General features: G+C 39.2%; 18 protein-coding genes. 9 read left to right on the top strand and 9 right to left on the bottom strand.

Annotated features, from left to right (window positions below):
* Positions 1-38: 38 nt before the first annotated feature.
* Together JG734_RS08820 and upp are read right to left on the bottom strand one after the other, a co-directional pair.
* On the bottom strand, positions 39-569 hold the full coding sequence (locus tag JG734_RS08820; RefSeq protein ID WP_201332925.1) for a leucine-rich repeat domain-containing protein: 531 nt from the start codon (positions 567-569) through the stop codon (positions 39-41).
* Between the two features lie 2 nt (positions 570-571).
* A complete protein-coding gene (gene upp, locus JG734_RS08815; RefSeq protein WP_201332924.1) occupies positions 572-1201 on the bottom strand; it encodes a uracil phosphoribosyltransferase in 630 nt (209 codons plus the stop codon).
* A gap of 111 nt (positions 1202-1312) precedes the next feature.
* On the opposite strand from upp, the gene JG734_RS08810 reads away from it, so the two are divergent.
* Genes JG734_RS08810 through rgy form a run of 3 tightly spaced genes read left to right on the top strand, consistent with a single transcriptional unit; the run spans position 1313 to position 6271 of the window.
* Complete coding sequence (locus JG734_RS08810; RefSeq protein WP_236586909.1) at positions 1313-2206, top strand: KaiC domain-containing protein; 894 nt, start codon at positions 1313-1315, stop codon at positions 2204-2206.
* A 1-nt stretch (position 2207) separates the two neighbouring features.
* A complete protein-coding gene (locus JG734_RS08805; RefSeq protein ID WP_201332923.1) occupies positions 2208-2870 on the top strand; it encodes a bacterio-opsin activator in 663 nt (220 codons plus the stop codon).
* Entirely contained in the window at positions 2870-6271 is a 3402-nt protein-coding gene (gene rgy, locus JG734_RS08800) for a reverse gyrase (protein ID WP_201332922.1), read from the top strand. The genes JG734_RS08805 and rgy overlap by 1 nt, the downstream gene beginning before the upstream one ends.
* Here rgy and JG734_RS08795 read toward each other — a convergent pair.
* Positions 6205-8592, bottom strand: a complete 2388-nt coding sequence (locus JG734_RS08795) for a bifunctional diguanylate cyclase/phosphodiesterase (RefSeq protein ID WP_201332921.1) — start codon at positions 8590-8592, stop codon at positions 6205-6207. The genes rgy and JG734_RS08795 overlap by 67 nt on opposite strands.
* The gene (locus JG734_RS08790) at positions 8589-9533 is read right to left on the bottom strand and encodes an ABC transporter substrate-binding protein (protein WP_201332920.1); all 945 of its coding nucleotides are present in this window, start codon (positions 9531-9533) and stop codon (positions 8589-8591) included. The genes JG734_RS08795 and JG734_RS08790 overlap by 4 nt, the downstream gene beginning before the upstream one ends.
* Positions 9534-9646: 113 nt before the next feature.
* Between JG734_RS08790 and ppk2 (JG734_RS08785) the strand changes: the two genes are divergently transcribed.
* From ppk2 (JG734_RS08785) to JG734_RS08760, 6 genes are read left to right on the top strand one after another with little or no spacing between them, the layout of a single operon-like run.
* Positions 9647-10555 (top strand): polyphosphate kinase 2, encoded by a 909-nt coding sequence (gene ppk2 / locus JG734_RS08785; protein WP_201332919.1) that lies wholly within the window; start codon positions 9647-9649, stop codon positions 10553-10555.
* A 9-nt stretch (positions 10556-10564) separates the two neighbouring features.
* Positions 10565-11254 (top strand): SDR family NAD(P)-dependent oxidoreductase, encoded by a 690-nt coding sequence (locus JG734_RS08780; RefSeq protein ID WP_201332918.1) that lies wholly within the window; start codon positions 10565-10567, stop codon positions 11252-11254.
* A gap of 38 nt (positions 11255-11292) precedes the next feature.
* Positions 11293-11748: a heme-binding domain-containing protein gene (locus JG734_RS08775; RefSeq protein ID WP_201332917.1), complete on the top strand. Its 456-nt coding sequence runs from the start codon at positions 11293-11295 to the stop codon at positions 11746-11748.
* Positions 11745-12407, top strand: a complete 663-nt coding sequence (locus tag JG734_RS08770; RefSeq protein WP_201332916.1) for a response regulator transcription factor — start codon at positions 11745-11747, stop codon at positions 12405-12407. Before JG734_RS08775 ends, JG734_RS08770 begins: the two co-directional genes overlap by 4 nt.
* On the top strand, positions 12401-13759 hold the full coding sequence (locus JG734_RS08765) for a sensor histidine kinase KdpD (protein WP_201332915.1): 1359 nt from the start codon (positions 12401-12403) through the stop codon (positions 13757-13759). The genes JG734_RS08770 and JG734_RS08765 overlap by 7 nt, the downstream gene beginning before the upstream one ends.
* Complete coding sequence (locus JG734_RS08760) at positions 13756-14397, top strand: lipid-binding SYLF domain-containing protein (RefSeq protein ID WP_201332914.1); 642 nt, start codon at positions 13756-13758, stop codon at positions 14395-14397. Before JG734_RS08765 ends, JG734_RS08760 begins: the two co-directional genes overlap by 4 nt.
* Here JG734_RS08760 and amrS read toward each other — a convergent pair.
* The 5 genes from amrS to ppk2 (JG734_RS08735) all read right to left on the bottom strand — a co-directional run bounded on the left by amrS (position 14394) and on the right by ppk2 (JG734_RS08735) (position 18142).
* A complete protein-coding gene (gene amrS, locus JG734_RS08755; protein WP_201332913.1) occupies positions 14394-15416 on the bottom strand; it encodes an AmmeMemoRadiSam system radical SAM enzyme in 1023 nt (340 codons plus the stop codon). The two genes, JG734_RS08760 and amrS, sit on opposite strands and share 4 nt — an antisense overlap.
* 69 nt (positions 15417-15485) lie before the next feature.
* The gene (locus JG734_RS08750; RefSeq protein WP_201332912.1) at positions 15486-16055 is read right to left on the bottom strand and encodes a flavin reductase family protein; all 570 of its coding nucleotides are present in this window, start codon (positions 16053-16055) and stop codon (positions 15486-15488) included.
* The gene (locus JG734_RS08745) at positions 16052-16369 is read right to left on the bottom strand and encodes a hypothetical protein (RefSeq protein WP_201332911.1); all 318 of its coding nucleotides are present in this window, start codon (positions 16367-16369) and stop codon (positions 16052-16054) included. The genes JG734_RS08750 and JG734_RS08745 overlap by 4 nt, the downstream gene beginning before the upstream one ends.
* A 209-nt stretch (positions 16370-16578) precedes the next feature.
* Complete coding sequence (locus JG734_RS08740) at positions 16579-17034, bottom strand: hypothetical protein (protein ID WP_201332910.1); 456 nt, start codon at positions 17032-17034, stop codon at positions 16579-16581.
* A gap of 349 nt (positions 17035-17383) precedes the next feature.
* Positions 17384-18142, bottom strand: coding sequence for a polyphosphate kinase 2 (gene ppk2, locus JG734_RS08735; protein ID WP_201332909.1), 759 nt, complete (start codon positions 18140-18142; stop codon positions 17384-17386).
* Positions 18143-18145: the final 3 nt, after the last annotated feature.

Below are 18145 nucleotides of genomic sequence, written 5' to 3'. Positions count from 1 at the left end.
AGATTTTAACAAAAGGGTGACAAGTAAACGATCAAAATTTACATATCAAGAACATAGAGATTTGGTAGCTCTCTTTTGAGACTGTGAAGCTCTTCTACAAATTTTTCTAGTCCATAAGCTCGCAAATAGCGTAGATTTTTGCACCTTTTTAGAGGTTCAATTGAAGCTAAGGGATTGTGGGAGATATCAAGGTATACAAGATTTTGCATCTTTGCAACAGGTGTCAGATCAGCTATGTGATTGTTATGTGCAACAAGTTTTTTGAGTTTTGGAAGATCTTGCAAGGGCGTAAGATCACTTATGCAATTGTTGCCAATGAAGAGATATTTGAGGTTGTTGAAATTTTGAAGTGGAGTAAGGCCTTTGATGCAATTATTGGTAAGGGCAACCTTGCGTAGCTGGGGAATATGAGCTAAAAGAGAGATATCATATATTTGATTGTGCGAAAGAGCGATATTTTCTAAGAAGTCCATTGTAGCTACTTCTTGGGGGATCTCTTGGAGATCTTTGTTGCGTAGATCGAGATAGTATCGCCTCTTTGTAATTGTTTCTTGGAGCAGTTTTTCCATTTTTATCCTTCAGTGTTGTAGGCTCTATCACCAGCATCTCCCAGTCCAGGAATAATATATTTTTTGGCATTGAGATGGTCATCAATCTGGGCTATGAAGATCGATACATCACTGTGAGTTTTTGAGACAGCATGCAGACCTTCTGGAGCCGCAATGAGATTGAGTGAGATAATATGAGCTGGGTTTTCTTCTTTGATAAGCGAAATCGCATCGATGAGGCTTCCGCCCGTTGCTACCATGGGATCGACGATAATGATTATTTTATTTGCTAAAGAGGGGAAACGTTTGTAAAAAATAGTAGGCTTAAAAGTTTTTTCATCTCTTTTCATTGCTAAAAAGCCAGCTTGGATCTCTGGTAAGAGTTCTAAAACGCCATCCATCATGGGAATCCCGGCGCGAAGTATCGGTATGCAGACAATCTGACGCTGATCAATGAAGCTAAATGAATTTTCTCCTTGCCAGGTAGTGATCTGTTTTGTGGTTTGAGGCAAGAGATGTGCAGCTTCTAAGAGGAGATTTTGCGCTATGAGTGCAAGATTTTTGCGAAAAAATGCAGGCGAGATTGTAGTATCGCGCAAGCTGTTGACAAGATGTTTGATGAGTGGATTGGATGAATGGTGGATATGTTCCATGATAGCTCTTTGTAAAATTTTTAAAAATTATAACCAATTGTGCAAATCTTGTGATACAAAAATAGCAATAGATATGAGGTTTTTTTGCTAAGATAACAAAAAGGAGGGAGTATGGCAGAAAATATCACACAAAATAGTCCATATCCTAGCTATTACAGTGAGCCAGAAGTTATCAAAGAGAGTATCTTTGTAGGAAGCGAGGCGCTCAAAAAGGCTCCCAAGATTACAGGTGTACCAACAGGCATAGAGGGGCTTGATGACCTTTTCTTCACTGTCAAGGAAGAAAAGGGTAAACTCAAGCAGGTATCACTTGGCGGGATACCAAAATATAGTGTCTTTAATATTACAGGAGTAAGTGATACAGGAAAAAGCCTCATGGCTGAGCAGTTTGCTGTAGAACAAGCCAGAAAAGGCGAAAAGGTTGCATTTATTACTGTTGAGACGCCAGCAAACTTTGTAATCTCTTCAATTAAGTATCGCGCACTGGCTATGGGATACAACTTCGATGATTTTGAAGATAATATTATTCTCATTGATGCTGCAAGTCATGGGAAATTGAGAGAAAATATTCCAGATCTTTTGGCGACACTCGCCTATGCGATCAAAGAGTATAAGATCAACTATACTGTCATCGACTCGATCACGGGTCTATTTGAGAATAAAGAGATGATGGCGCGAGCGATTGTAAGAAGAGTCTTTAACTTTATGAAAAAATGGTATCAAACAGCAATATTTATCAGCCAGAAGCGCAGTGGGCACGAAGAGCTGAGCGCTGAAGCAGCTGGTGGATATGCGGTTGGGCATATTGTCGATGGAACTATGGTAGTTGCCAAAGAGCTTATTACAAGTCAGTACGCTGCAAGAATGTATAAAGCACAACTAGGCGATTTGGTGCGTCTTTTTCGTATCGATGGATGTCGTATGAGTGGACATGATACAAAGACGCATTTTATGGAGATTACCGAGACAGGAATTGTCAAAATTTTAGGACCAATAGGAGGTTAACATGATTATACTTACAGGAAGTGGACTCGATATCGATGAAAAAGGATTAGAAAGACTTGTTGAGCGTGTATTTTTCAAATCAATCGATCTGCTTGGAGGTCTCAAAAAACTTGCTGAGTTTCGCACCCTGACATGGCTACCAAGCCTTGCTCGTGCTGCGTTTGCGATAGTTTTGCGTGAGGAGTATCTCAAATCTGAAGATGATATTGCTGAGTATGTTGGTCTTACGCGCAATACTGTGCGCAACATCTTACGCGCTGATCCAGATCAGGCAATGTATAAAATAGAGCATATGGATGAGCTGACTCCAGAAGAGAAAAAGGAACTCAAAGTCCATACTGCTGGCGGTGTAGCGAAATTGGCATATAAACTTGTCAAAGAGGGTCAAGATTCTCAAACACTACTCGATTTTTGCCATTCTATGGCCGCAGAATCTCTCAAAGCTGCAAGCTGTGAGAGTCCGTGGGCATATCTTGTGCTCAAACACTCTAAAGGCATCGACTATCCTATCATGGATAGCAAATTGCTCGAAAAGCGTCTTGCCGGGATTCAAATTAAAGGAATTGATGGTGCAGAGGTTGCAAAAAATCTCATGTATCCGATAAAAACACCTGCGCAGCTATTACATGAAATCAAAGAGTATCTTGACGGGCAAGGGAAATAGTGATAGATCTCTACTATAAAGATCTATGCCCCAATTGTGGCGGGACAATTAGTAGCCAAAGGCTTGCACAAGGACTGATGTGTGAGCGATGTATGCCGCAAGCTGGGGATCCTTGCGAGGTTTTACAAGAGGGGGAATACCTTAAAATCTGTAAAATCAGTGAACAAGAGAAGCTTTTTGAAGAGTTTTTTAAACATAAAAATGGTTTTGCTCTTCGTCAGATTCAGCATAGTTGGGCAAAACGCTTCTTTCTTGGTCACTCCTTTGCTCTCCTTGCTCCAACAGGTGTAGGCAAGACAACTTTTGGTCTGAGTCTTGCAGCATTTTTAAAAATAAATTTAAAAACAAAGAGTTATCTTCTCTTCCCGACACAACTTCTTGTCAATCAGGCTGTTGAGAGAGTACAAAAGCTAGGAATCGAGCCGGTTTATTATGATTCACGTTTATCAAAAAAGCAGCGCGATGAAGCAAAGAGGCGTATATTTGAAGGTGAGTTTGATATTTTAATTACTACCACTAACTTTATGTATAAAAATTTTAATAATATTCCAAAAGAATTTGGTTTCGTTTTTATCGATGATGTAGATAGTATACTCAAATCTGCCCGCAATATTGATAAGGTGATGATGCTTTTAGGCTTTAGCCAAAAGGATATCGATAGGGCGATGGAGTTTATCGATCTCAAAAGCAAAAGAGCTTTAAAACCAGAAGAATTTACTACATGGCAAGAACAGATAAAACAAATCCGTACACATGCCAAAGCTCAACTTATCGTCTCAAGTGCTACAGCAAATCCGAAAAGTCGCCGTGTAGGACTCTTTCGTGAGTTGTTGGGATTTGAGGTGAGCAGACCATCTCTTACCATAAGAAATGTAGAAGATATCTATGAAGAACCACAAGATATAAAAAACCGTGCTGTAGAGTTGCTCAAAAAGTTTGGTAATGGTGGACTTGTTTTTTTGCCTGGTAACAAAAAGAAAGAGAACCTCCAGGAATTTGTAGAGTTTTTGGAGCAAAAAGGTATTAAAGCACAAAGTTATGAGAAATTTGATGTGGAGGCATATAGACGAGGAGATGTGCAGGTATTAGTTGGATTTGCAAGTTATCGTAACCCACTGGCACGCGGTATTGATATGCCAGATATTATACGTTATGCACTTTTTGTCGGAGTACCAAAGCTTGAATTCTATCTAGATTTGACAAAACATAGTACTCTTTACTACTTCTTGCTTGCACTAATAGGTGCAATAAAAGGTGAGCCTTTTTTTGATGAGGTGGTAGGATTTGTGAAATATCTGGAAAAAGTCTATAGGATTCCTGCTGAGCGTCTAACACAAAAGGCAAAGGAGCATATTAGTGCAATCTATAGACGCATCAACGAGATTCTTACAGATACTGTTATTAAAAAAATTAACCAAAATCCTGATGTCTCTATTTATAAGAAGGGGGATAGCTTCAAACTTATTACTGCTGATGTGACAGGGTATATTCAAGCAAGTGGTCGTACAAGCAGGCTCTATGTAGGAGGACTGAGCAAAGGTTTGAGCTATCTTTTGGTTGATAGTCAAAAAGCTTTTCATAGTCTGCAAAAGAAGGTACGATGGTTTAGCCAAGATATAGTTTTTAAAAGGGCAGATGAGGTTGATTTGCAAGCAATCTTTGCGCAAATCGATCAGGACAGAAAGAAGATAAGATTAGCTTTAGAAGGAAAGCTGCAAGAAAAGCAAGAGTTTTTTACTACTTCTTTGATTGTTGTAGAATCACCCAATAAAGCCCGTACAATTGCCAATTTTTATGGTAGACCAATGGTAAGGGATCTGCCGGGAGTAAGAGTCTATGAAGTGGCGCGCGAGGGTAAAATGCTCTCTATTGCAGCCTCAAAGGGACATGTGGTAGATCTTGAGAAGCAAGAGGGAATATATGGCGTTTTAAAACAAGAGCACTTTATTCCGCTTTTTGAGCCTCTTGACGAAAATAGGTTGGAAATTATCAAAACTTTGCGCCATTTGGGATATGAAGTCAAAGAGCTCTATATTGCTACAGATCCGGACACTGAAGGAGAGAAGATCAGCTATGATTTGTGCCTAAATATTCGTCCTTTCAATGGCAATATCAAACGAGCAGAGTTTCATGAAGTAACCCGATGGGCGTTTGATGCAGCCCTCGATAATCCAAGAAAATTTGACGAAAATCTTGTCAAAGCGCAACTAGTGCGGCGTATTGCAGACAGATGGATAGGCTTTAGTATTTCTCAACGTCTTCAAAAGAGTCTAGGCAAAAAATGGCTCAGTGCGGGACGTGTACAGAGTGCGGTACTTGAGTGGATAGTCCTAAGAGAGTATGAAGCGAAGCAAAAGGTTTATGAAATAAAAGTACGATTTGGAGGATTGGAGGCTGCATTTATTTTTGAAAAAAAACAGGAGGCGCAGGATTTTTTCGATAAGCTGCAAGAAGTTGTAGTAAGGGTAAGCAACATAGAACAAAAAGAGCTCTTTCGCTCACCTTTTTCTACTGATGCCATGCTCTATGCAGCTTCAAATGAGCTCCATTTTTCTCCGCAAAAGACTATGCAGCTAGCCCAGGATCTCTTTGAGGCCGGGTTTATCACATACCACCGCACCGATTCTATTCGTGTAAGTCCAGCCGGAATAAATGTAGCAAAAGAGTATATACTCTCTCATTTTGGAGAGGAGTATTTCTCCCCGCATACACATGCCAAAGACGGTGGCGCGCATGAGGCAATACGCCCAACACGTCCAATGGATGCAGAGGATCTGCAAGAGTTTTTGCAACTGCAAAACAGCACACTAACTCCACATCATCTGCGCCTCTATGATCTGATCTTTCGTAACTTCATTGCTTCACAGATGCGTCCTGCAGTTGTAGAAGAGGTACATGCTCAGGTACAAGCCCTAGATAAAACTACAGAGGTAGGTTTTTTTAGCAAAATTGTAAAACATGGAATTGATCTTATTGTTCCAATTGCTATTCATACGCTTCAAGAGGGAAGATATAGTGTAGAAAAAGAACTTATTACACGTCCAAAAGTACCCCGTTACAGTTATGCCGAAGTAATACGTATGATGAAAGAGCGTGGAATTGGTCGTCCCTCGACTTATGCAATAACAATAGAAAAACTTGAAGAGCGCCACTATATTGTGCAGCGTAGAGGAGTTTTGTATGCAACGAAGCTTGGCACCCAAGTCTATGAAGAGCTAAGGAATGATCCAAAGAGTTATGCTTTTGTCAACGAGCGCTATACCCGCGAGCTTGAAGGGCTCATGGACAAGGTACAAGAGGGCAAAGCAGATTTTTACACGGTGTTAAACGATCTCTACGTAGCTCTCCAAGATCTTATAAACTCCAATGTCTCCTCAAATGGCATAGGTTTTGCAAAATAGTATCCTTGTGCGAGATCTACGCCAAAGTGTTTGACAGTCTCTAACTGCTCCTTGGTCTCTATGCCCTCTGCAAGACTTTGCATACCTAGCGTTTGTGCTATAGCAACAGTACTTTTTATAATTGCCAAATCCTTTTCGTCGTGCGGGATTTTATTGATAAAATTGCGATCTATTTTGATAATATCAATCGGGAAGTTTTTAAGATATTGCAAAGATGAGTAGCCAGTACCAAAGTCATCGAGTGCAATCTTAATACCCATATCGTGAAGTGCATTGAGCTGTTTAATAGCAAGATTGACATTATCCATAATAGCACTTTCTGTGATCTCAATCTCTATATTTTTATTTTTTATAAACTGAGTGTCAATATGGCCGGAGATATGGGATTGGAGATTACTGAGCACAAAATGTTTCGCTGAAATATTGATAGCTACAGATGTAGAGATTTTATTTTTTTCAAAGTTTTGCAATATCTCATTGGTATGCCCAAAAATCCACTCCGTTAGAGGTACTATGAGATGACCCTCTTCTGCAAGAGGGATGAATTTATCTGGCGTAATAAGCCCCTTTTTGGGATGAAACCAACGTAAAAGTGCTTCGAAGCCTACTATTTTATTGGTATGCAAATCAATTTTTGGTTGTAGATAAAGAGTAAGTTGATCGCGAGAGTTTATCGCTTTTTCAAGATCTTGCTTGAGCGTAATATTTTCTAATGCTTGTTTTTGCATTTTCTCTTCAAAAAGAATACATCTATCTTTTTGCTCTTTGGCTTTATAGAGTGCAATATCAGCACCTTTGAGAAGCTCTTTGGCATCTTTTGCATCATATGGAAAGAGGGCTATACCTATACTGATATAGACTTGAAGATGCTGTCCATTTATAACAAATGGCTCTTTGAGAGCTTCACGAATACGACAGGAAAACTCCAAAGCAGTTTGCGCATTGTTGATATAAGGAGCTATTACAACAAACTCATCTCCTCCATAGCGCGCCAAAACATCCTCTTGGCGTATTTGCTTGGCAACGCGTATAGCAAACTGCTGCAAGAGCTGGTCACCACTATCGTGCCCTAATGTATCATTAATGTCTTTGAAATTATCAATATCGATAAAAAGGAGAGCAAAAGGGAGCGGATGGCGTTTGTTAAGAGCTACAAGCTCATCAAGTCTTTGCAAAAAGTGAGCACGATTAGGTAGATCCGTGAGTATATCAAAAAGTGCCAATTTTCTAATCTCCTCTTGTTTTTTGGCTAGCTCAGAGATATCTTTGATGATGGAGACATAATTTGTAATTTTGCCAGAGCTCGGATCGGTGATTGTGAAGATAGTTTGCCACAAGGTGATATTTGAACCATCTTTTCTCTTATCTATTATCTCACCAGACCATCGTCCATTTTTATTGAGTGAATGCCACATATTTTCGTAGAAGTTTTGGTTCATGAGATTTGACTTTAAAAAATCTTCAGGTTTTCTGCCTGTAATCTCTGCTTCTTGAAAGCCTGTAATCTTTTCAAAAGCTGGATTGATAGTAAGAATTCTCTTTTTATCATCAGTGATCAAGACACCATCTGTGCTGTTTTGTATCACTTTATGCATCATTGCCATTTTCTCAATTGCGCTGCTTTGTGCTGCAATGAGCTCATCGATGGAAGTGAAAAATTGTGACTTTTGTTTTTGAGGCAGTAGCAGGGAGCTTAGTTTTTCATATTTTTTGATAAAAGTTCTATAGCTAAGAAAAAAGTAGAATAAAAAGAGGAGTGTTATAATGAGATAGAGAACTAAAAAAGCTTCTCGCATTACCCTATCAATCTGCTGCATCAAAGATGAAAAATCAAGCTCGATATAGAGATAGCCTTTTGCTATTTTCTTTGTTATGGGATTGTAGAGATACGAGAGAGGAATTAGGCTATAGATTTGATCTTTGACTCTATGAAATTTAAACCTTTCATGATTGATTGCTTGCGACAATATTTTCAGCTCTTGGAGGGGGACAAATTGATCTATAGGCTGGCCAATCCATATCTTCCTGTTTGCATAAAGAATTTGTTGCCTCTTGTCAAAGAGTATAATTTTATTCAAATAGCGCCTTGTAGCAAAGCGTATCAACTCCCGCTCTATTAAAGTGGCATCTTTTTGGAGCGATCGCTCTTCGATAAAACTTTTGAGCAAAAAGATATTCTCTTTGTTTGTATCAAAGGCCTGGTTGAAGGCGATATTTTTTGAGTAGCTTGAAAATATTGCATAGATTATGAAAAAGGAGACAAAAAAGAGTGCAAAAGTAATAGCAAGCTGTACATAGAGAGATTCAAAAAGTTTTTTCATCTTTTTTTGCACCTTTGCATATAAGCGAAAGAGAAGACTTCATGAAGATGAGGTTTTTTGTGTATATATCCTTGCTGGAGTAAAAAATCCATAACGGTATTATAGGAGTTTCGTAGTATATTTTGCTTGTTTATCGCATCATAGTTCTCTTTGCATCCTAAAAGATGCACTCCCTTGAGAGCTTTTTGTACCTCATTTGGTGTAATATGCAAATAGTGGCCAATAATCTCATAAGAGTCGCTAGGTTTACGCCGTATAAAGCGCAAACCTTTGTTATAGGCTTTTATGAGTGCTGCTATTGTGTCACGATCGAGCTCACTCTTTTTGACAACAAGGAGATAAACTATCTCATAAGGAATTTGACTACTATCGAAAACCGTATGCATACCTTGGCGATAAAGATCACTCTTGAGAGGTTCAAATGTGGCTGCGGCATCTATTTCATGTCTGTTCCAGGCTTGCAAAACCTGATCATATTTTACAGGTTTTAAAATAATATCATTATATGAGAGATGTGCTTTTTGCAATGCTCGCTCCAAAAGAAACTCCTGCACGCTTTGGGGCTCATACGCAACTCTTTTGCCCTTAAGATCTTGAAGATTTTTGATATTTGGAGCAGCTAACAATGCATCAGCACCATTAGAGTAGTCAATAAGCCAAATAGCCCTGTAGTCTGCAAGATCCTTATGATGCATAAGCATCTCATCAAGTGTCAAAGATGATGCTTCAAGAGTATCGAGCTTCATAGCATCGATAATGTCATAATTGGATGGAAAGTCGACAATGCGAATGTTTTTTGGCAGCCACCCTTTTGCTTCAGCAATATAGAGTGGGCTATACCCTATCCAGCTTACAAGACCAAGTCTTATTGTTGGCTGGTACTGCTTCGAGCAGCCCGCCATAAATATAACAATTATTAATAAAATTGACCACTTTTTCATATTTATACTTTTTATAATTCTAACTTCTCATAATACTATATTATCGTAATTTTGCTCTTCTGCTTAAGAAAATTAAAGCCACAAGGTTTTATAATCAAAAAAAAAGGAGTAGCATGAAGAGTGTTTTTGAAGATATCTACTACTTAAAAGAGCGTATCCAGAATCCAGATCTCAAAGAAAAATTGGAAGACCTTGAGCAGCAATTTCATCTTTTGCGAACCCAAAAAGGCCTGAGGCAGCTTGTAAAGAAGAAAAAGCTCAAAAAAGCGATAGAATATGTTAAGTATGAAGATGAATTAACAAGATTGCAGATAGAGCTTATTAAAATGCAGAACTGGATTTATGAGAATAAAAGACGGCTTATGATTATCTTTGAAGGACGTGATGCGGCAGGCAAGGGTGGAGCAATTAAGCGCTTTACAATGCATCTCAATCCCAGAAAGTATCGCGTAGTGGCACTGCCAGCTCCTACTGAAGTTGAAAAGGGGCAGTTTTATTTTCAGCGCTATTTTCAGCATCTGCCAAATCCAGGAGAGATCGCATTCTTTGACCGCAGCTGGTATAACCGCGCAATTGTAGAGCCAGTGTATGGGTTTTGTACAAAAGAGCAGTATGAGAAGTTTATGATGGAGGTACCTGAGATTGAGCATGCTCTCATTGATGATGGGATTATTCTCATTAAGTTTTGGTTCTCAATCTCCAAAGAGACGCAAAAGAGGCGCTTTGAGGAGCGTATGAGAAATCCTCTCAAGCAGTGGAAGTTGAGTCCGGTGGATATGAAAGCCCAGGAGCTTTGGGATGAGATAACGCACTACAAAGAGGAGATGTTTAGCCGTACACATACTTCCTATAGTCCCTGGATTATTGTTAATTCTAATAATAAAAAGTTAGCGCGTCTTGAGTCGATTCGTTATGTGCTTGCACATATACCATATGATGGCAAAGAGAAAGCAAAAGTCTCACTTCATCCAGACCCAGAAATTGTACAGCGCTACCATAGAAAAAATATTCAAATAGATTAAGGAGAGAGTGTGAAAGTCTTTATCACAGGTATTGGCAGTGGATTGGGAGAAGCATTGGCAAAGTTCTACGTAGAAGCTGGTGAGGAGGTCTATGCCATAAGCAGGATCTTGCCAAGAGCTCTTGAGGGATTTGAAAATCTCCATTTTGTACAGCTAGATCTGCATGCGACAGAGAAAATTGCTAAAGCAGTGGAAGAGCTCATAGGAGAGAATGAGTTAGATCTTGCAATTTTAAATGCTGGAGTATTGGGAGAGCTCAAAGATATGAGCGAGACGAGTCTCCATGAGATTGAAGTGGTGATGCATCTCAATGTATGGGCAAATAAAGTGATCCTAGATGTTTTAAAATATAAGACCATTAAGCAGGTTGTGGCGATAAGCAGTGGTGCAAGTGTGAGTGGCGCAAGAGGGTGGAATGCCTATGCCATGAGCAAAGCAGCTCTTAATATGCTCATTCGCCTCTATGCAGCAGAGATGCCAAACACACACCTCACAGCTTTAGCTCCAGGACTCATACAGACGCCTATGATGGAGTATATTCTCACGCATGCAGATCGAGAAAGATTTCCGGTAGTCAAGCGCCTCGCCGAGTCAAAAAGACTAGATCCCCAAGAGGCAGCAATACTTCTGAGTGATAATTTTCCTAAACTGCTCGAATACCCGAGCGGAGAGTATGTGGATATACGCAACATTATCTAAACTTTGATAAACTTAGGCAAAAAATTGCGGAGGGGTGAATGAGAAGTTTTTTGATGTATTTGGGTGCTTTGGCGGTTATTTTTGGGCTTATGCAGTTTATTCCAACGTATGAAAAATCAAATCCTCCAGTAGAGATCTCAAAAGAGATCAAGGTGCCAAAAGAGGTGATGGCAATTTTTAAGCGAAGCTGCTATGACTGCCACTCAAATGAGACAAAGTGGCCATGGTATGCTGATGTTGCACCTATGAGCTGGGTGGTCAGACGCGATGTTATTCAAGGACGCAAAGCGCTCAACTTTAGCACATGGGAGGAGTATAGTGATACAAAGAAGCAAGAGCTCAAAAAACAGATCTTTCGCAGTGTAGAGTTTGCTATGCCACTGCCACAATATCTTTGGCTGCATAAAGATGCTAAACTTTCAAAAGAGGATAAAGAGATTATTCGCAATTGGGCAAGTGACGGAAAGGGATATATAGAATCGGTTATACGATGAAACCAAAAATAGTAATTATCGAGGATGAGCAAGATCTTTTGGAGCTGTTAGAGTATCAGCTAAGCAAAGAGTATGAGGTTATCGGCTTTTTGCATACCAAAAGAGTCAAGGACTTCATCGATGAAGAGGGTACAGATCTGCTCATAGTCGATCGCAACCTTCCTGGTGTGGAGGGTAGCGAGTTTGTGCAGCAGTTGAAAGAGGAGGGGTATGACATCCCTGTGATCTTCCTCACAGCAAAAGATAGTGAGAGCGATATAGAAGAGGGGTTTGAAAAGGGCGCAGACGACTACATCACCAAGCCATTTAATATCAATGAGCTAAAACTTCGCATCAAAGCGATACTGCGTCGCACCAAACCAGAGATAAAAGAGAAGCTTATTTTTAAAGATATCGAAATCTATCCACAAAAGAGTGAAGTCTATATAGCCGGCAAGAGGGTTAACCTTACAAATCTTGAGTTCCGCCTTTTACTTGAATTTATAAAAAATAGGTGCCATGTGCTCTCGCGTGACTATCTTTTAGAGCATGTTTGGGGTGATATGAAGCAAGAGCGTAGCGTCAATGTGGCTATCAAGAGGCTCAAGGAAAAAATTGATCCAAATAGAGAGAAAAACTACATCGAATCCATACGCGGTGTTGGTTATAAATTATGCTAAAACTAAGCCATAAATTTTTTCTTCAAACTTTTGCACTCCTTACCCTCTTTTTTCTCCTTGCTTCAATAGTAAGCTACTACAGCGTCAAAAATATAGTTATCAAAAATGATACTGCTCTGCTTTTTCGTGAATTAGCTCTTATTTCACATGATGTTGTTGACAGAGATTTCAAGCAGCTTGCACAAATTTTCAAAAAGCTTGATGGCCATATCCTCGTTATCAACAAAAGAGGTGAAGTAATTTTTAGTGATGCAAAAGAGGGTGAAAAAAATATCTTTATGCGCCAAGAAATCCAAAATGCAGTGCGCAGTGGCAAGGGAGTAGATGTACGCTACTCCAATATATACAAAAAAGATGTGCTCTATGTAGCTAAAGAGGTTGATGATACAATCATACGCCTCTCTTATCCTCTTACTTATGGGCATTTTTGGGTTTATTCGTTTTGGGTGTGGCTTTTTGGGGTATATATTCTTGCTAGTTTAGTTGCCCTCTTCCTTGCAGCAAAAAATAAAGAAGCTATCGAAGAGAATATGCAGCAGATAGCTCACTATTTCAATGCAATTGCAAACAAAGAGTATGCGAGAAGCTTTTCGGTTGATTTTGCCAAAGAGTTTGTGGATATCAAAGAGCATCTGGGGCAGTTGGCACTCAAACTCAAAAAGAGTGAGGCAAAAAAAGAGAAATTTACCAACAAAATTAAAAAAATCTCACGCCAGCGTAACGAGATCATCTCTGCTATTAGCCATGAGTTTAAAAATCCAGTAGCAATTATCAACGGCTATGCGCAAACTCTCCTAGAAGACTCCCATATGCCCCCTATAGTGAGGCAGCGATTTATCGAAAAAATCTATAATGCAAGTTCTAAAATAGCAAATATGATTGATAGATTGGCTCTTGCTATGAAGTTTGAGAACAACAATCTCACGCCAAGATTGAGCCAGTTTGATATGTGTGAGCTAGCCAGTGAAGTAGTAGAGTTTTTGCAGCAAAAGTATCCAAAGAGAGAGATTGAGCTACATTGTCAAAAGAGCATTGTTCAAGCGGACAAAGCAATGATTGAAATAGCGATGAGTAACCTTATAGACAATGCTCTTAAATATTCTGAGCTACCTGTAAGGGTTTGGGTCAAAGAAGGAGAGTTTTGTGTAGAGGATAGGGGGATAGGGTTAAGAGCCCAAGAGGTAGAAAAGATTACTAAGAAGTTTTACCGCGTGAGAAAGTCTTGGGATAATTCTATGGGGCTAGGGCTCTATATCGTCAGTTATATTCTCAAACTCCACGGATCCAAGCTAGAGATTAAGAGTGAATATAGCAAGGGAAGTAGATTCTGTTTTAGATTGGAGGAGGCATGAAAAAGATTGTTCTTTTGTTTTTGACAACGGTGTGGCTTTTTGGAGCATCACCACAGCAGATTTTAGAGGACTCTTTCTATGCATTGCAAGATTTTGTCCATATAAGTGAGAAGAAGATCCCTCACAAGCTCTTGCACCAAGCAAAAGCTGTCCTCATAGTGCCAAATCTCTTACGAGGTGCTTTTATAGTTGGTGGGAGATATGGTGAGGGGATTTTGCTTGTAAGAAATTCCCATGGCTGGAGCGATCCTGTTTTTATCAAGGTGTATGGTGGAAGTTTTGGATGGCAGATTGGTGTGGAGAGTATCGATGTGGTGCTTGTATTTCGTTCACCAAGGAGTCTCAAAAAACTTTTGCGAGGGAGATTTACTCTCGGAGTCGATGGATCTTTGGCGATAGGTCCGGTAGGCAGAGCTGCAAACGCTGCGACAGATTTGACGCTCAGTGCAGAGATATACTCCTATTCACGCAGTCGCGGTGCATTTGCTGGAGTAAGTCTCAATGGGGCGGTACTCGATATTGATAAAAAAGCTACAAGTAGATTCTATAAAACGAGTCTCAATGCAGTATTGCAAGGGCGTGTGCACAAGCACGATCGCACCATTGCAAAGATTAAGAGACTTTTGAGTAGATTTTAGCTCCATACACCTGGAATGAAGGTGTTACATTTTGGACATCTACCATCTTCCAGGTGATTTTTTACATGACTTCCGATATGGCCGCTTCTCTCAATAACTGCATAGCCGCATGATGGGCAGTAGGTAGTTTCATATTCAGGTGCATTGAAATTACCCACATAGACAAATTTGAGCCCTTCACTCTTGCCTATCTCATAGGCTTTGAGAAGCGTTTCAGGTGGTGTTGGTTTGGTATCGAGCATTTTATATGTTGGATAAAATCCACTCACATGCCATGGAATTGCTGTATCGATGCTTGCTATAAAGTTAGCGATTTGGCGCATCTCCTCTTCGCTATCGTTTTGTCCAGGAATGAAGAGTGTTGTAATCTCAATCCAGATATCCTTTTTATACGCATACTCGATTGCATCGAGCACCGGTTTGAGCCTTGCGCCGCAGAGTTCTTTGTAGAATCTATCTGTAAAGGCTTTGAGATCGATATTCATACCATCAATAACTGGTGCTAGATAATCCATCGCTTTGCGAGTTTCATAACCGCTTGTAACATAGATATTTTTGAGTCCATTTTCATGCGCTAGCTTTGCAGTATCGTAGCTATACTCAAACCAGACGATTGGCTCGTTGTATGTGTAGGCTATCGATTTGCAATCGTGTTCGAGGGCTAATTTTACAGCCATTTCTGGTGGAAGATCATGCCCAAATATTTTGTGATCATGCTCTTGTGGGTATTGGCTGATATCGAAGTTTTGGCAAAAACTACAGCTGAGGTTACATCCTACTGTTCCGAACGAAAAGACCTTCGTATCTGGCAAGAAGTGAAACATCGGCTTTTTTTCAACAGGGTCTACATTTACAGCCGCTGCTTTGCCATATACCAAGAGCTTGAGTTCGCCATTTTCTACTTTTCTTACCCCACAGATGCCGTATTCTCCTTCATCGAGTTTGCATGCTTGTGCACATGCTTCGCACAAAATTTTGCCTGAAGGGAGTTTTTTGCTAAGCCATGCTGTTGCACCCATCTTTTCTCCTTTATATTTATTATTCACTATAGCAAACAAAGAAGAAAAGGAGTGCTACTTAAGTAGCATTTAAGGTTCTATAACTTTATCGCAGAGTCTATACTCTTTGCCTACTCTTGCTACAAAGTGAAAATCAAAATCGTAGTTTTTGTCAAAAAGTTCATCCTTGATGTAGTACTCTTCAATTTTTAAAATAAGAGGAATGGTTTTGCCGCCTAGCTCTATCTCTTGGTGGAGTGTGCAAAAAAATGCAGCAGGTGAATCATCGATGACAGGAGGAAAATCTTTGAGGATTTTTGTAGTTGCTATGCCAAAATGGCTCGCTTCACTCACTTCACTAGGAAGTGGTTCGCTGCTTTGGTGCATTTTGGTAATCTGCTCGGGTGTCACGAAGCAGATAGTGCAGCGTTTTTGTGAGCGGATATTGGCAAGCGTATCTTTGGGATCTCTGTTCTTTTTGTGCCCGATAGAGACTATGAGTGTGGGAGGTTCAGAGCTTAAAGCCATGAAGTAGCTAAAAGGTGCGATATTGAGGCTCTTGCCTTCAGTTACTATCCAAGCAATTGGTCGCGGAATAATAGTGCGACTCATGATTTTATAGCGATCTTTTAACTCCAATGTATCAAAATCGATAATCATATTATTCTCTCTATCTCTTCTTTTGTATTTTCTAGAATGAGTGTAGTTTCTAAAAGAATAGCATAGTGCCTATTTTGCGGCATCAAGAACTTTTTGGCCTCTTCGTAGCTATTCCAAAGCTCCTCTACCTCGTCAAATTCGCCTATTTTCATATTTTCTAGCGACATTGCTGCACTCAAGAGCCCCTCAATCACAGGTGCACTTTCATCCTCGCAGATTTCTAGCATCTGTTTAGCCAGATCTATCGCTTCTTTGAAGTTCTTTTCATTGATGGTATCGATGTAGTAGAACATAAATCTCTCAAGTTGTGCCATAGTCTCCTCCTTTATGGGGCTATGAGCCCTTTTTCGTAGCAGGCTTGATCAAACTCACACACTATGTTTGGATCATAGATGAGAAGTGATTCATCTTTTCCATCATACTCTACTTTACTTAAAAAGTACTTTATAATATATTTTGGAATGTTTATGTGCAGTTAATATGCAAAGAGGAGACAATAAAGGACAGATTATTTTTCTGCCCTTTATTTGAGTGCGATGAGGAGTTCATTGAAATTTTTTTGTGCTTGTAAGAGATTTTGTTGAGTTTGGTTGCAGTAGTTGAGAATATCTTTTGCAACAACTACAATTCTATCAGCCATTTCACCTATTAAAACCTCTGTTTGAACAATTCTATCAGCCATTTCACCAATTCTATCAGCCATTTTACCAATATCATCAGAAAGTCTCAACATAGCATAGATATAATCTTTATTGAACTGAGTCATTGTATTGAGATAAGAATTACTCAAATCAACTAGTTGTTGAGAAAGCTGTAAGAGATTTTTTGCTTCTACCAATTGTGAATCAAGCATAGTCTCATGTGATTGTTGGACAAATTGTACCGGATTGGTAGTTGTAGTAATAGGATCTGATAGCGTAAATGCAAAAAGATTAGAGACCAAAGCAAACGAAGCCATTGTTGCAACTATTTTTTTCATACTATCTCCTTATTATTTGAAATGTTTATGGAAAATATTATATTGAATAATAACTAAAATTAATATACTTTTTATAAAGTATTATAAGAATATCAAATAAAATGATAGCTACTTTAAATTTTGATAATAAATAAGTAATTTAAATATATTTATTTAAATATTGTTTAAATTTTATAAGTGTGTTAAACGGAGAATTTATAAAACTTCTCTACAAATCATAAAAATAGTCTTTAATTAAAAATTATTATAAATTTTAATATAAAATTTAAAGATAAAAACAAAGAGAACAGTCTTTTAAATAAAGATTCGAAATATTTGCATAGAGGATGTGAAGTATGAGTGAAAAATTTTATGGGGCTATGAGCCCTTTTTCGTAGCAGGCTTGATCAAACTCACACACTATGTTTGGATCATAGATGAGAAGTGATTCATCTTTTCCATCATACTCTGCTTTACTTAAAAAGTGCTTTATGGTATTGATGCGGGCAGCCTTCTTATCATCTGCCCTCACTACATACCAGGGAGCATAGGCAAAGTGAGTTCTAGCAAACATCTCATCTCGAGCCAAAGAGTATTCTTTCCACAGCTCTTGTGCTTTTTGATCGATGGGACTGAGTTTCCATTGTTTGAGTGGATCCTTTTTGCGCTCTTCTAGGCGCTTTTTTTGCTCCTCTTTTGTTATATCGAGATAATATTTTGTAAAGATCATGCCATCATGCACTAAAAGATGTTCAAAATTTGGCACCTCTTGCATGAAGCGCTCATACTCTTCTTGGGTGCAAAATCCCATCACCTTTTCAACACCTGCACGGTTGTACCAGCTACGGTTGAAAAAAACCATCTCGCCACCATGAGGGAGGTGAGGGACATAGCGCTGAAAATACCAGCTCTTCTTTTCGATATCACTTGGTTTTCCCAAAGCAACAACACGTGTTTCTCTTGGGCTGAGGTGTTCGGTAAAGCGTTTGATGGTTCCATCCTTTCCAGCCGCATCACGGCCTTCAAAGATGGTGCAGACTTTGAGATCTTTAGTTATGACTTCACGTTGGAACTTGACAAGTTCAACTTGGAGAAGGTAGAGCTCTTTTTTATATTTTTTCTTATCCATGTA

Source organism: Nitratiruptor sp. YY09-18 (assembly GCF_016593235.1).
In the GTDB taxonomy this organism is placed as follows: Bacteria; Campylobacterota; Campylobacteria; order Campylobacterales; family Nitratiruptoraceae; genus Nitratiruptor.
Note: the sequence above shows the minus strand (reverse complement) of the source record. Positions and strands in the feature narration are given on the sequence as shown.

Bases quoted from the DNA above. Each gene is read 5' to 3' on its own strand.
- JG734_RS08820 (WP_201332925.1), bottom strand. From the start codon at position 569: ATGGAAAAACTGCTCCAAGAAACAATTACAAAGAGGCGATACTATCTC.
- upp (WP_201332924.1), bottom strand. From the start codon at position 1,201: ATGGAACATATCCACCATTCATCCAATCCACTCATCAAACATCTTGTC.
- JG734_RS08810 (WP_236586909.1), top strand. From the start codon at position 1,313: ATGGCAGAAAATATCACACAAAATAGTCCATATCCTAGCTATTACAGT.
- JG734_RS08805 (WP_201332923.1), top strand. From the start codon at position 2,208: ATGATTATACTTACAGGAAGTGGACTCGATATCGATGAAAAAGGATTA.
- JG734_RS08795 (WP_201332921.1), bottom strand. From the start codon at position 8,592: ATGAAAAAACTTTTTGAATCTCTCTATGTACAGCTTGCTATTACTTTT.
- JG734_RS08790 (WP_201332920.1), bottom strand. From the start codon at position 9,533: ATGAAAAAGTGGTCAATTTTATTAATAATTGTTATATTTATGGCGGGC.
- ppk2 (WP_201332919.1), top strand. From the start codon at position 9,647: ATGAAGAGTGTTTTTGAAGATATCTACTACTTAAAAGAGCGTATCCAG.
- JG734_RS08775 (WP_201332917.1), top strand. From the start codon at position 11,293: ATGAGAAGTTTTTTGATGTATTTGGGTGCTTTGGCGGTTATTTTTGGG.
- JG734_RS08770 (WP_201332916.1), top strand. From the start codon at position 11,745: ATGAAACCAAAAATAGTAATTATCGAGGATGAGCAAGATCTTTTGGAG.
- JG734_RS08765 (WP_201332915.1), top strand. From the start codon at position 12,401: ATGCTAAAACTAAGCCATAAATTTTTTCTTCAAACTTTTGCACTCCTT.
- JG734_RS08760 (WP_201332914.1), top strand. From the start codon at position 13,756: ATGAAAAAGATTGTTCTTTTGTTTTTGACAACGGTGTGGCTTTTTGGA.
- amrS (WP_201332913.1), bottom strand. From the start codon at position 15,416: ATGGGTGCAACAGCATGGCTTAGCAAAAAACTCCCTTCAGGCAAAATT.
- JG734_RS08750 (WP_201332912.1), bottom strand. From the start codon at position 16,055: ATGATTATCGATTTTGATACATTGGAGTTAAAAGATCGCTATAAAATC.
- JG734_RS08745 (WP_201332911.1), bottom strand. From the start codon at position 16,369: ATGGCACAACTTGAGAGATTTATGTTCTACTACATCGATACCATCAAT.
- JG734_RS08740 (WP_201332910.1), bottom strand. From the start codon at position 17,034: ATGAAAAAAATAGTTGCAACAATGGCTTCGTTTGCTTTGGTCTCTAAT.
- ppk2 (WP_201332909.1), bottom strand. From the start codon at position 18,142: ATGGATAAGAAAAAATATAAAAAAGAGCTCTACCTTCTCCAAGTTGAA.